The 13,113-nt window shown below is 64.1% G+C and carries 13 protein-coding genes; 7 read left to right on the top strand and 6 right to left on the bottom strand.

Features of this window, described 5'->3' with window-relative positions; all coding sequences use genetic code 11:
* Positions 1-9 precede the first annotated feature (9 nt).
* The 4 genes from ACMA5I_RS03250 to ACMA5I_RS03265 are packed head-to-tail and all read left to right on the top strand — an operon-like array spanning position 10 to position 3,757.
* Entirely contained in the window at positions 10-1,269 is a 1,260-nt protein-coding gene (locus tag ACMA5I_RS03250; protein ID WP_525884802.1) for a M16 family metallopeptidase, read from the top strand.
* On the top strand, positions 1,266-1,883 hold the full coding sequence (locus tag ACMA5I_RS03255; protein ID WP_525884803.1) for a GNAT family N-acetyltransferase: 618 nt from the start codon (positions 1,266-1,268) through the stop codon (positions 1,881-1,883). Before ACMA5I_RS03250 ends, ACMA5I_RS03255 begins: the two co-directional genes overlap by 4 nt.
* A gap of 54 nt (positions 1,884-1,937) precedes the next feature.
* Complete coding sequence (locus ACMA5I_RS03260) at positions 1,938-3,344, top strand: FAD-binding oxidoreductase (protein WP_525884804.1); 1,407 nt, start codon at positions 1,938-1,940, stop codon at positions 3,342-3,344.
* Positions 3,341-3,757 (top strand): GNAT family acetyltransferase, encoded by a 417-nt coding sequence (locus ACMA5I_RS03265; protein WP_525884805.1) that lies wholly within the window; start codon positions 3,341-3,343, stop codon positions 3,755-3,757. Before ACMA5I_RS03260 ends, ACMA5I_RS03265 begins: the two co-directional genes overlap by 4 nt.
* Before the next feature lie 2 nt (positions 3,758-3,759).
* On the opposite strand, the gene ACMA5I_RS03270 is transcribed toward ACMA5I_RS03265, so the two are convergent.
* The 3 genes from ACMA5I_RS03270 to ACMA5I_RS03280 are packed head-to-tail and all read right to left on the bottom strand — an operon-like array spanning position 3,760 to position 5,880.
* A complete protein-coding gene (locus tag ACMA5I_RS03270; RefSeq protein WP_525884806.1) occupies positions 3,760-4,305 on the bottom strand; it encodes an adenine phosphoribosyltransferase in 546 nt (181 codons plus the stop codon).
* Positions 4,295-5,269: an AAA family ATPase gene (locus ACMA5I_RS03275; protein WP_525884807.1), complete on the bottom strand. Its 975-nt coding sequence runs from the start codon at positions 5,267-5,269 to the stop codon at positions 4,295-4,297. The genes ACMA5I_RS03270 and ACMA5I_RS03275 overlap by 11 nt, the downstream gene beginning before the upstream one ends.
* Positions 5,266-5,880, bottom strand: a complete 615-nt coding sequence (locus ACMA5I_RS03280) for a flavin reductase family protein (protein ID WP_525884808.1) — start codon at positions 5,878-5,880, stop codon at positions 5,266-5,268. The genes ACMA5I_RS03275 and ACMA5I_RS03280 overlap by 4 nt, the downstream gene beginning before the upstream one ends.
* Positions 5,881-6,002: 122 nt before the next feature.
* On the opposite strand from ACMA5I_RS03280, the gene ACMA5I_RS03285 reads away from it, so the two are divergent.
* Positions 6,003-6,479, top strand: coding sequence for a GNAT family N-acetyltransferase (locus tag ACMA5I_RS03285; RefSeq protein WP_525884809.1), 477 nt, complete (start codon positions 6,003-6,005; stop codon positions 6,477-6,479).
* Between the two features lie 41 nt (positions 6,480-6,520).
* On the opposite strand, the gene ptsP is transcribed toward ACMA5I_RS03285, so the two are convergent.
* The 3 genes from ptsP to ACMA5I_RS03300 all read right to left on the bottom strand — a co-directional run bounded on the left by ptsP (position 6,521) and on the right by ACMA5I_RS03300 (position 10,574).
* Positions 6,521-8,797, bottom strand: coding sequence for a phosphoenolpyruvate--protein phosphotransferase (gene ptsP / locus ACMA5I_RS03290; protein WP_525884810.1), 2,277 nt, complete (start codon positions 8,795-8,797; stop codon positions 6,521-6,523).
* Between the two features lies 1 nt (position 8,798).
* A complete protein-coding gene (locus tag ACMA5I_RS03295; protein WP_525885167.1) occupies positions 8,799-10,016 on the bottom strand; it encodes an aspartate kinase in 1,218 nt (405 codons plus the stop codon).
* Positions 10,017-10,190: 174 nt separating this feature from the next.
* Entirely contained in the window at positions 10,191-10,574 is a 384-nt protein-coding gene (locus ACMA5I_RS03300; protein ID WP_525884811.1) for a DUF1178 family protein, read from the bottom strand.
* 64 nt (positions 10,575-10,638) lie between these two features.
* On the opposite strand from ACMA5I_RS03300, the gene ACMA5I_RS03305 reads away from it, so the two are divergent.
* Positions 10,639-11,895, top strand: coding sequence for a sensor histidine kinase (locus tag ACMA5I_RS03305; RefSeq protein WP_525884812.1), 1,257 nt, complete (start codon positions 10,639-10,641; stop codon positions 11,893-11,895).
* Between the two features lie 157 nt (positions 11,896-12,052).
* Positions 12,053-13,096: a substrate-binding domain-containing protein gene (locus ACMA5I_RS03310; RefSeq protein WP_525884813.1), complete on the top strand. Its 1,044-nt coding sequence runs from the start codon at positions 12,053-12,055 to the stop codon at positions 13,094-13,096.
* Positions 13,097-13,113 lie beyond the last annotated feature (17 nt).

A 13,113-nucleotide genomic window follows, 5' to 3' on the forward strand; every position in this document is an offset into this window, starting at 1 on the left:
AGGATGTGAATGACACAAAAGATAACGACGCTCGATAACGGGCTGCGGATTGTGACGGAACACCAGCCCTCGCTCGCTTCGGCGACGCTGGGGGTCTGGGTCGAGGCTGGCGGGCGGCATGAGCGCCCCGAGGAAAACGGGATCGCCCATTTCCTTGAGCATATGGCGTTCAAAGGCACGGCGCGCCGCTCGGCCCGTCAGATCGCCGAGACGATTGAGGATGTGGGCGGCTATATCAACGCCTACACCTCCAAGGAAATCACCGCCTATTATGCGCGGGTTCTGGGCGAGGACGTGCCGCTGGCGCTCGATGTGATCGGGGACATTCTCACCGGTTCGACCCTTGAGCCGAAGGAGATCGAGAGCGAGCGCGGCGTGATCCTGTCGGAAATCGGCCAGTCCCTCGACACGCCCGACGACATTATTTTCGACTGGCTTCAGGAAACCGCTTACCCGGAGCAGGCCTTCGGGCGCACCATTCTTGGCCCGGCGGAGCGGGTGTCCGGCTTCTCGCGCGAGGATCTGTCGGGCTTCGTTTCCACCCATTACCACCCCGAGCGGATGATCCTCTCGGCGGCGGGCGCGGTCGATCACGACAAGATCGTCAAGGATGCGGAACGGCTCTTCGGCGGCATGGCCCGCGCAGATCGCGGCGGCCCGGAACTGGCGCATTTCGAAGGCGGCGAGCGGCGCGAGCGCAAGAAGCTCGAACAGGCCCATGTGACGCTGGCCTTCGAGTCGCCCGGCTATCGCGATGCGGATCTCTACACAGCGCAGATTTATACCACCCTGATGGGCGGCGGCATGTCCTCCCGGCTCTTTCAGGCGCTGCGTGAGGAGCGTGGCCTCTGCTACACCATCTTCGCTCAGGCCGGCGCGCATGAGGACACGGGGATGCTCACCCTCTATGCGGGCACCGGCGAGAAGGATCTGCCCGAACTGCTGAACGCCACCATGGACGAGCTGCGCCGCGCGCCGGGCGAGATCACCGAAGAAGAGGTCGCCCGCGCCCGCGCGCAACTCAAGGCCGGTCTCGTGATGGGTCTCGAAAGCCCGTCCGCCCGCGCGGAGCGGCAGGCCCGGATGCTCTCGATCTGGGGCCGCATCCCGGCGATTGAGGAAACCGTGGCGAAGATCGACGCGGTGGACCTCGCCTCCATCCGCCGTTTCGCGGGCTCGCTCGCGGAGCGCAAGGCGGCGATGGCGCTTTACGGCCCCATTGGCGACGCCCCCATGCTCAGCGATCTCAAGGGGCAATTGGCGGCATGATCTGGCCGCGGCGGCTCAAGGATATCGAGGAGCCGGTGCTGGTCACCGAGCGCCTGCGCCTGTCGCCGCCGCTCATGGGCGATTTCAACGAATGGCGGCGGCTGCGCTCCGATGGCTGGGATTTCCTCAGCCGTTGGGAGCCCGCCCGCGATCCGCGCCACTATACCCGCAACGGGTTCCGCGCCCGCGTGGACTGGGCGCAGCGCATGATCGAGGATGGCCGCGCGGTGCCGCTCTTCATCCGCCCGCTGGATGGCGGCCCGATGCTCGGCGCGATCACCCTCGACAATATCCGCCGCGGGGTCAGCCAGCAGGGCACCATCGGCTATTGGCTGGGCGAGCCGCATGTCGGCAAGGGCTACATGACCGAGGCGGTCAGCGCCGTGATCTCCTACGCGTTTTTCGACCTCGATCTGAGCCGGATAGAGGCGGCGATCCTTCCTCATAACAGCGCCAGCCGGAAGGTGCTGGAGTCGGTTGGATTCCAGCGTGAGGCGCTGCTCCCCGCCTATCTCAAGATCGCCGATCAGTGGCAGGATCACATCCTTTACAGCCACTTGCGCAGCGACCGCGCCGCCGCCCGCGTGATCCATGAGGACGCGCAGCCCGGCTGATCTTGGCACTCCCGCCGCGATCATGCAGGATGCGGGGGCAAGAAGGAGCCGCCCATGACGCTGACCCCCGCCACCCCTGATTTCGTTGCCGCATTGGGCGGGCAGCCTGCCGAGCCGCGCTATCTCGAAGAGCGGCGCGGCAAGATGGAGGGCGTTGCGGGCGGCGTCGTGCGCCCCGGTTCGACCGAAGAGGTGGCGAAGATCGTCCGCGCCTGCCACGAGGCGGGCGTGCCGATTGTCCCTTACGGCGGCGGCACCGGGCTCGTTGGCGGTCAACTCTCCGATGGGACGCCCACATCAGGCGCGGTGGCGCCGCTCGTCCTGTCCCTCGAAAAACTCCGCGCCGTGCGGGAGGTGGACCCGGCGGGCAATGTCATCACTGTCGAAGCCGGGCTGACCTTGCAGGAGGTGCAAGACGCGGCGGCTAAGGCGGACCGGCTGTTCCCCCTCGCCATGGCCTCGCAAGGCTCCTGCTCCATCGGCGGCACGCTGGCGTGCAATGCGGGCGGCATTCAGGTGCTGCGTTACGGCACGGCGGGCGATCTCGTCCTCGGGCTGGAAGCGGTGCTGCCGGACGGGCAGATCTGGCACGGGCTGAAAAAACTCCGCAAGGACCGGATGGGCTATGATCTCGCGTCGCTTCTCGTCGGCAGCGAGGGCACGCTTGGGATCATCACCGCGGCGAGCCTCAAGCTGTTCCTGCAACCCGCCGACCACGTCACCGCGATGATGGCGGTGGAGAGCCCGGCGGCGGCGCTCGACCTTCTGCACGACATGCAGGCCCTGACCGGCGAGGCGATCACGGCCTTTGAACTCATCCACAAACAGGGCCTTGCCTTCCTGCGCGCCGCCCGTCTCGGCCCCGCCGATCCGCTGGAGAGCGGGCCGGAATGGCGCGTCCTGATGGAGGCGAGCGTCGCGGCGGAGAGCGATCTGCCCGAACGGCTCGCCGAAGCTTTGGCCGCGCGCATGGAGGCCGGGACTATCGGCGAGGCCGTGCTGGCGCAATCTGAAAGCCAGCGGGCGGCGATGTGGCGGCTGCGTGAGGAAATCCCGCTCGCCAATCGAGAGATCGGCGCGATTGCCAGCCACGACATTTCCGTGCCGCTGGACGGGCTCGACGCCTTCATCCGCGAAACCGGCGAGGCGCTTGCCGCTGAGGATTTACGGATCAACTGTTTCGGCCATGTGGGGGACGGCAATCTGCATTACAATCTCTTCCCGCTTGAGGGCCGGACCCGCAGCGACTACGACGCCAAACGCCTGACCGGGATTGTCCATGCGCAGGTGCTGGCCATGGGCGGCTCCATCTCCGCCGAACACGGCATCGGGCGCTTCAAGGCGGCGGAACTCGAAACCGTGGCGGACCCGGCGCTGATCGCCGCCATGCGAGCCATCAAATCCGCACTCGACCCCAAGGGCATTCTCAATCCGGGCGCGGTGCTGCCCTACCGCCCATGAGCCGCCCGATTTTCGACACTGCCAGCTCGGCGGACATCCCGCAAATCGCGCTTCTCTGGGAGGCTTGCGGCCTTACGCGCCCGTGGAACGACCCGGCCCGCGACATCAGCTATTGCCTTGAACGCCCGGAATCGGAACTCTTTATCGTCAGTCAGGACGGCGCGATCATCGGCACGGTCATGACCGGCGCGGACGGCCATCGCGGTTGGGTCTACTACCTCGCCATCGCCGAAACGCATCGCGGGCAGGGCCTCGCCCGCCGCCTGATGCGCGAGGCAGAAAGCTGGCTCACCGCGCGCGGCGTCTGGCGCCTCAACCTCATGGTCCGGCAAGACAATATCGCTATCCGCGATTTTTACGACCGCCTCGGCTTCCGCACCTCGGATGTGGTGGTCTTGCAGAAAGACCTCTGACCTTACTCCACCGTCTCGCTAAATTCCGTCAGCGCATGGACGTGCATGTCGCGCGACTCCAGCCGTTTGCGCCCGCCAAGCTCCGGCAGGTCGATGATGAAGGCGCAGGAAATCACCTCGCCGCCAAGCGCTTCGCAGAGCGCGATCCCGGCTTCGGCGGTGCCGCCCGTGGCCAGCAGATCATCGACGAGCAGGATCTTCTCGCCCGGCTTGATCGCGTCATCATGCAGCTCCATCGTCGCCTCGCCATATTCGAGCTGATAGCTCTGGCGCAGCACCTTGCCGGGCAGCTTGCCCGCCTTGCGGATCGGTACGAAGCCGACCGAAAGCTGATGCGCCACCGCACCGCCCAGAATGAAGCCGCGCGCTTCGAGCCCGACGACTTTGTCAATCTTGTCATCGGCATAGGGCGCGAGAAGCTGGTCCACGCAAATGCGAAACCCACGCGGGTTAGCGAAAAGTGTGGTCACGTCGCGGAACATGATGCCGGGTTTGGGGAAGTCGGGGATGGTGCGAACATAGTCGCGGATCTGGCGTTCAGATGGCATGGCGAACCTCTTCGATCATGGTGCGGGCAATGTCTTCGGCGCGGGCCTCGCGGGTCTCCCAATCGCCGGTGACGATGTCATAAGACGCGCCGAGCCGGTCCAGCATCGCCCGCGTCGCGTTGAAAAATTCCCGGCGCTTCTCCTCGCGGCCGTAATAGCGGATGCCGTCATCGACCCAAGGCACATCATCGCCGAGCAGGATATAGTGATCGGCCCGGAGCAGGATTTTCTCCAGCCGCCGCAGCCGCCGCCCGAGGAGCATTTCGGCCCAGACGGCGGTCATCAACGCGTCCGTATCTTCGAACAATACCGGCCCGGCGTGATGCGCAATCGCGCCGCGCCAGGCTTCATGACCGTCGACGATGGCGAAGAGCTCTTGCCCGGAATAATCGCCCTCATCGCGGTATTTCTCGAAGGGGCGACCATATTCGGGGACATGCGGGCCGCCGAATTTCTCCGCCAGATGTTTCGAGATTTGCGACTTGCCCACGCTTTCGGGGCCAACCAGCGTCAGGCGCTTCTGGAAATAAGGCCGCGCGACGCCCGGAAGCTGCGCCCAGTGGCTGACAAGATCGGCGCGCAAATCCTTGGAGTGGATGGGGAATGTAACGCGCTCCGGGTCCATCACCGTCCAATCCGCTTTCAGGGATTTCGCCAGATCCGGGCCCCATGGCTCGGAGCAGAGCAGCCGGCCCGCGCGCCAGTCTTTCAGCGTCGTCAGCCAGTCATCCAGATCCCGCGCGCCGGTCTCATTGTCCACAAAGATGATTTTCACATCGGGAAAGAGATCGCGCAGCCACGCCGCACGGATGCCCGCCGGGATCGGATCATCGCCGCGATCCTGTAGCGCGATGGTCACCCGGTGATCCATAGCAAACGCCGCCCGGATCAGCGCCAACTGACCCGCCTGAAGCGGCATGAACGCACCGGGGATGAGGATCCCGTCAATATTCAGCTTGGTCATTTCTTCGCCGGGTCCGTGGTCGGGCGCGGCATTTCGAACACCTCCCAGGTCACGGCGTAATCGTGATAGCCGAGCCGGGTCAGCGGGCCGAAACTGGTCACGTCGAACCGCCCGTCGCGCACGCAGCCCTCGTCGATATGCACCCCCACGACCTCGCCGATAATCATGCGATTGTTGCCGGGCAGATCGACCTCCTTGAAGAGCGTACATTCCAGCGAGGCGGGCGCGGCGCCAACACGCGGCGCGTCGATCATCTCGCAGGGCAGGGCGGTGAGGCCCGTCGCGCCAAACTCGTCCACATCATCGCCGAAGGGGGCGGAGCTGTCATTCATCGCATCGCGCAAGGCGTAGCTCGCGACATTCACGCAAAACCCGCCGGTCTCCCGAATATTGCGCAGGCTGTCCTTGGTCGCGCCGCCGGGCTTGGTGCCGCTCGGCGCGAACATCACCACGGGCGGGTTGCCCGCCACCGCGTTGAAGAAACTGTAAGGGGCGAGATTGGCCTGCCCGTCCTTGCTCACCGTCGAAATCCAGCCAATAGGCCGGGGGCTGACAATCGCTTTGAACGGATCATGGGCGAAGGGGTGCCCGTCGGAAATTTTGTAGAACATTGCTGCTCCTGCATCTGCGGCGCGCGCCCCGCAAAGGGCCATTCACTTCGCCCGCAGGTTAGGGCTATGCTACGGAGATTGCCAGCGATTTTCAGCCCAAGAGAGGCGCGGACAGGACCAGAATGACGGCGATAGAAGTCGAAACCGAGGCGGACCGGGCAGAGGTCGAGGCGCTTTACGACCTGTGTTTCGCGCCGGGCCGGGAGGCGCTGTCCTCCTACCGTTTGCGGGACGGGGTGCCGCCGGTCGCGCCGCTCTGCCTCGTCTATCGCGACTATGGCGCGGTGGCGGGCGCGATCCGCTATTGGCCGATCGAGGTGGCGGGGGAGAAGGGCTTGCTGCTCGGTCCCGTCGCCGTCCACCCGACGCGGCAGGGCGAGGGTCTCGGCGCGGTGCTGGTCGAGGAAAGTCTCGCGCTGGCAACGGGCTGGCCCTGGGTGATCCTCATCGGCGACGCGCCTTATTACTCGAAATTCGGGTTTTCCAAGGTCTCGGTGGACTTCCCGCCGCCGACCAACCCCGAGCGGATTTTGGCGCGGGATCTCTCCGGGCGCCGGCTGGCGCATCTGACCGGGCCGGTCACGAAGGTTTCGGGATAAACGCGATGTTTCAGAAGATTACGCAGAAACGTTAAAGCGCCTTAACTGTCCCGCAGCGTCGGCGGCAGGGTCACGCCGCGGCCCCGCAAATGCTCCAGAAGCGCGCTGCGCACATTGCCTTCTCCCGCCGCGCGCACATCCTTGATGACCCGCTCCACATCCTTGAGCGTCACCTGCCGCAGCACGAATTTCACCGGCCCGATGGAGGCCGGGCGCATCGAGAGACTGCGCAGCCCCATGGCCGCCAGAGCGACCGCATCGAGGGGCTTGCCCGCATCCTCGCCACAGAAACTCACCGGCGTGTCGCAGACGCTGGCCCGCCGGGTGATCTCCTCGATGAAGCGCAAAAAGCTGGTGCTGAGCATGTCATAGCGGCTGCGCACGCGCTCATTCTCGCGGTCGGCGGCGAAGAAGAACTGTTTGAGATCATTGCCGCCGATGGAGAGGAAATCCACCGCGCGGAAGAAACTCTCTGGCGCGAAAGCGAGCGAGGGCGTCTCCAGCATCGCGCCGATTTTCACGCTTTCGGGGACCGGGTTGCCGATCCTGGCCTCCCGCGCGATCTCCGCCTCGATGATCTCGCGGCCCGCATAATATTCGCTTGGCTCGGCGACGAAGGGCAGCAGCACCGACAGCGGCCGCCCCTTGGCCCCCCGGATCAGCGCCTGAATCTGCATCCGCATCAGATTCTTGCGGTCGAGCCCCACCCGGATCGCGCGCCAGCCAAGAGCCGGGTTCGGCTCCTCATTTCGTTTCATGTAAGGCAGCACCTTGTCCGACCCGATGTCGAGAGTGCGGAACACCACCGGGCGCTCGCCTGCCCGCGAAATGATATGCGCATAAAGCCGCGCCTGATGCGCGCGTTTTGGCACGGTCTGGCGGGTCAGAAACTGCAATTCGGTGCGGAAGAGGCCCACGCCTTCGGCGCCGGACCCCTCGAGGCTCGGCAAATCCGCGAGCAGTCCCGCATTCATCATCATGCCGATCCGTGTGCCGTCGCGGGTCACGGCGGGCACATCGCGCAGCGCCGCATAGGCTTCCTGCGCCTCGGCCCGCATGGCCATTTTCTCGTTGAACGCGCGGCGCACCGCATCGTCGGGCCGCAGATGGACCGCGCCGATATCCGCGTCGATCAGGATGGCATCGCCATTGATCGCCTCGCGCAGGATGTTTTTCGCCTGCACCACCAGCGGGATCGCCAGCGCGCGGGCCACGATGGTCGCATGGGCCCCGACCGCGCCATCCTCCAGCACCACGCCCCGGATTTTCTTGCCGTAATCGAGAAGTTCCGCCGGGCCGATATTGCGGGCGACGAGGATCGCATCCTCGGGAATTTCGCGCTCCGCCGGGCTGCTGACGCCGGAGAGATGTTTCAACAGCCGGTTCGCCACATCGTCGAGATCCGACAGGCGCGCTTTGAGATAGGGGTCTTTCAGGCGCTCCATCCGCGCGCGGGTCGCGGATTGCTCCCGCTCCACGGCCACCTCGGCGGAGAGGCCGCTTTCCACGGACGCCCGCATCCGCGCGAGCCACCCTTTGTCATGAGCAAACATCCGGTAGGAATGGAGAATATCTGTATATTCCTGATCCTGCATCGGGGTCTCGCCTTGCAGCATCTGGTCCACTTCCGCGCGCAGCGCCTCGACTGCGCCCATGAGGCGCTTGTCCTCCTCCTCGGGATCATCGGCAACCGGCTGGGAGAAGGAAAGGCGCGGCTCATGCAGCAGGACTGTGCCTTCCGCGATCCCTTCCTGCGCAGGCCGGGCAGGCGAAAAGAAAGGCCGCTGATGGAGCGCCATCGCGCCGCCCTCATCGACAAATGCGCCAAGCTCCGCCATCTCCGCCAGCACCATGGCGATGACTTCGAGGACGTAAATATCGTCGTCGGTATACTCGCGCGGGCTGGCATCCTGCACGACCAGCACGCCCAGAACCTCGCCAAGCCGCTGCACCGGCACGCCGAGAAAGCCGTGATAGGCGTCCTCCTGCGTCTCCGGCATATAGCGGAAATTGGGGTGATGCGGCGCTTCGGGCGTGCGCAGCGGCGTCGCGGTCTCGGCAATCGTGCCGACGAGACCCTGACCGACCCGGAGCCGCGTCTGGTGGACCGCATCGGGGCTCAGCCCCTCGGTCGCGCACAGCTCCAGCGTGGTGTCGTCGCGCCGCAGATAGATCGAGCAGACATTGGCCCCGAGGCCGTCCGCGATCAGCCCGGTGATCCGGTCCAGCCGCGTCTGCCCCTCAATCGGTTCCGCAAGAACGCTGCGAAGCCGGCGGAGCAGGGCGCGGCTGCTGTCCTCGCCCCGCATCGGTGACATCTCAGGCCTTTTCGAGTTCGAACGCGTCGTGAAGCGCCTGAACCGCCAGTTCGAGATATTTCCGCTCGACCAGCACGGAAACCTTGATCTCCGAGGTGGTGATGACCTTGATATTGATGCCTTCCGCCGCCAGCGCCGCGAACATTTTCTGCGCGACCCCGGTGTGCGAACGCATCCCGATCCCGACGACCGACACCTTGGCGACATTCTCGTCGAGGATCAGCTCTTCATACTGGATCTTGCCCGCCTCGGCGGCCTCTTCCACGGCCTGACGCGCGCGGTCGAGCTGGTTTTCGGGGCAGGAGAAGGTCATATCCGTCAACCCGTCTTCCGAGATGTTCTGGATGATCATGTCCACATTCACCCCGGCTTCGGCGAGCGGGCCGAAGATGGCGGCGGCGATGCCCGGTTTGTCCTTGATGTTGAACAGGGTAACTTTCGCCTCGTCGCGGGTGAAGGCGACGCCATTGACGACCTTGGATTCCATGATTTCCTCCTCATCGCAGACAAGCGTGCCGGATGTTTCATCTGTATCTTCGAAGCTGGAGAGCACGCGCAGGCGCACCTTGTTGCGCATCGCAAGCTCCACCGAGCGGGTTTGCAGAACCTTCGCGCCAAGCGAGGCCAGCTCCAGCATTTCCTCGAACGCGATGCGGTCGAGTTTGCGGGCCTTGGAACTGATGCGCGGGTCCGTCGTGTAGATGCCGTCGACATCAGTGTAGATGTCGCAGCGCTCTGCGCCAAGGGCGGCGGCAAAGGCGACGGCGGAGGTGTCCGAGCCGCCGCGGCCGAGCGTCGCGATCCGGCCCTCGGGGGAAAGGCCCTGAAAACCCGCGATCACCGCATGGAGCCCTTCGGCGAATTTCTCATCGAGATGCGTGGTGTCGATGCTCTCGATCCGCGCCGCGCTATGCGATGCGTTGGTTCTCAGCGGCACCTGCCAGCCCTGCCAGCTCCGCGCGGGAACGCCAAGCTCCTGCAAGGTCAGCGCCATTAGCCCCGCCGTGACATTCTCGCCCGACGAGACCACGGCGTCATATTCGCGCGCATCATAAAGATGGCTGACCTCTTCGACCCAGCCCACCAGCTCATTGGTCTTGCCGGACATGGCGGAGACGACCACGGCCACATCATAGCCGCGCTCAACCTCGGCTTTCACCTTTTGCGCCGCTTTGCGAATACGTGTGAGATCGCCGACCGATGTGCCGCCAAACTTCATCACGAGGCGCTTTTTCTGATGGGGCTTTTGATGTGCCGATTGCGATGCGTCTCGCGCGCTTGCGTCTGCCATGGTCCATCCTTCTCACAACGGGGGATACCCGCCTGCGGTTGCGTTCTAGTGAGGGTGGGGGGGCAGTGCAAGAGAAAGGCGCACGCTAAGCGGGCGCGCGCCTTAGCTGTCGTGATCGAGAAAAGGCGCAGGCGCAACGGGCACGCCGTCCTCCAGAAGCTCGCGGACTTCCTCGCGGTTCGCCTTGCCATAGATGAGCCGCTCGGGCCGCTCCTGATTGTGGATCGCCCGCGCTTCCTCCGCAAAGCGCGGGCCGACATCCTCGCCCTTGGCGCGCAGATCCGCCGCCGCCTTGCGCCGCGCTTTGCCCGCCTCGTCCGAGAGCGCGCCAAGGCCCGGTGCCATCAAAGCCTTCTCAATCTCGGTGCTGCCGCAAGTCGCACATTCCACCAGCCCGCGCCCTTTGAGTTTGTCAAAGGCATCGGCGTTTTTGAACCAGCTCTCAAATTCATGCCCTGCGGCACATTTTAGGCGATATCGGATCATCTCATTGCTTTCCTCTCCCCTAAAATAATGTGAGGTTATGGGGGATGCAAAGGGGTGCCAGAGAATGAATCGTGACGTGAGTTCCGCGCTGATCGGCGCATTGCCGGCGGCAGTTGCCGCAGGGGTGGCGAGTTTTGCGGGATACACCCCGCTGACCGTGCTGGCCGCGGCGGGTCTCATTGGCGCTCTGTCCTCGCTTTTCACGGTCGTGCGCAGCCCCGATAGCGGCATCATGCCCACGCCCGACGGCGAGCCTATGCCCGCCGCGCGGGAGATCCCGGACCTCACTTTCGCCGAATCCATGCCAACGGCGCTGCTCGTCGTCGGGATTCGCGGGACGATCCGCTATGCCAATGCCGCCGCGCGGGAAATGAATGCGCGCTTCGTGCCGGGGGTGCATTATACCACGCTGTTCCGCGCGCCGGTCTTTGTCGATGCGGTCGCGGCCACGATCACCGATGGCGAGGCGCGGCATGTGCGCTTCTCGGTGCTGGGGCAGGATCGCCATATGGAGGCGAGCGTCGCGACGCTTCCGATGAAAACGCCGTCTAGCACCGCGCCCGTCTATATCGTTCTGGTGGACCGCACCAAGGACCGCCGCGCCGCGCAGATGCGCTCCGATTTCATCGCCAATGCCAGCCATGAACTCCGCACGCCGCTCGCCTCGATCCTGGGATATATCGAGACATTGCAAGGCCATGCGAAGGACGACCCGGCGGCGCAGGAGGAATTCCTCGGGATCATGAGCAAACAGGCGCGGCGGATGCAGCGGCTGGTGGATGATCTGATGCATCTGAGCCAGATCGAGCTCAATGAGCATGTCCGCCCCGAAGAGGAGGTGGACCTCGCCGATATCGTCCGCGATGCGGTGAACGGGCTGACGCTGCTCGCGGAGGATGGCGGCGTGACGCTGACCCTTGAGCCGTTGGAGCCCGCCATGATCCGCGCCGACCGGGACCAGATTTCGCAGGTCGTCATCAATCTCGTTGAAAACGCGCTGAAATATGCGGGCAAGGGCGCCTCCGTGACCGTCGGCACCGCGCCGCCCGATCCGCGCTATGCCCGAATGATCGGGATCAGTGTGGCGGATACGGGGCCGGGGATCGCCCGCGAGCATATCCATCGCCTGACCGAGCGGTTTTACCGCGTCAACGCCGCCCATAGCCGCAACAAGGGCGGCACGGGGCTGGGGCTCGCCATCGTCAAACATATCCTCAACCGCCATGGCGGGGCGCTGGCGATCGAGTCGCGGCAAGGGCATGGCTCGCGATTCTCGGCCTATCTGCCCCGTGTCACAAAAGGTGACGATTCGTTAGGTTAATGAGTCATTTACCTAAATTTTACGAATAATAACAAACAGTTAAACTGTCGCAGAACTGTCATGAATCTGCGATATAAATGCAATGTGAGATCGTTAGGTTGCGGGGCGTGGCAGCCGATTCTGGCTCCGTTAAGTTCACAGTCACTGGAGAATTCCAATGAAAACCAACATCTTCGCAGTCGCGGCCGCTGCTGCTCTTGTTGCTGGCGCTGCCAGCGCGCAGTCGCGTGACCAGGTGCAGATTGCCGGGTCCTCGACCGTTCTGCCCTATGCAGAAATCGTTGCCGAAGCGTTCGGCGAAAACATGGGTTTCGCAAACCCGGTTGTTGAATCGGGCGGCTCCTCGGCTGGCCTCAAGCGCTTCTGCGAAGGCGTCGGCGAGACCACCATCGACATCGCAAACGCATCCCGCGCGATCCGCGACAGCGAAGTCGAAGCTTGCGCCGCCAACGGCGTGACCGACATCATCGAAGTGCGCATCGGCTATGACGGCATCGTGTTCGCGTCGGACGCATCGGCTCCGGAATTCAAATTCACCCCGGCCCAGTGGTATAACGCGCTGGCCAAGGAAAAGCCGGTCGACGGCGAGATGGTTGCCAATGACGTGACCAACTGGAACGAGGTTGATGAGAGCCTGCCGGAGCAGGAAATCACCGCATACATTCCGGGCACCAAGCACGGCACCCGCGAAGTCTTCGAAGAAAAAGTTCTGCTTGCTGGCTGTGAAGAGTCCGGCGCGATGGAACAGATCCTCGAAATCAACGGCGGCGACGAAGATGCGGCTGAAGAGGCTTGCATGGCCGTTCGCGAAGATGGCCGTTCGGTCGATATCGACGGCGACTACACCGAGACCCTCGCACGGATCGAATCCGACACCGATGGCATCGGCGTTTTCGGCCTCGCTTTCTACGAGAACAACACCGCCAAGCTGAACGTGGCCACCATGTCGGACGTGGTTCCGTCCACCGAGACCATCGCATCTGGTGAATATCCGGTGTCCCGCCCGCTCTATTTCTACATCAAGAAAGCGCATATCGGCGTGATCCCGGGCCTGAAAGAATACGCTGAATTCTTCGTGTCCGACCAGATCGCTGGCCCGAACGGCCCGCTCGCCAATTACGGCCTCGTTTCCGATCCGGAACTGGCCGAGACCCAGCAAAAAGTGGCTGAGGAAGTCACCATGGGCGCGGCTGGCGAATAAGCCTTAACATCGTTGGG

The organism is Jujubicoccus corallicola, from assembly GCF_047345645.1.
Classification (GTDB): Bacteria; Pseudomonadota; Alphaproteobacteria; order Rhodobacterales; family Rhodobacteraceae; genus JBLEFH01.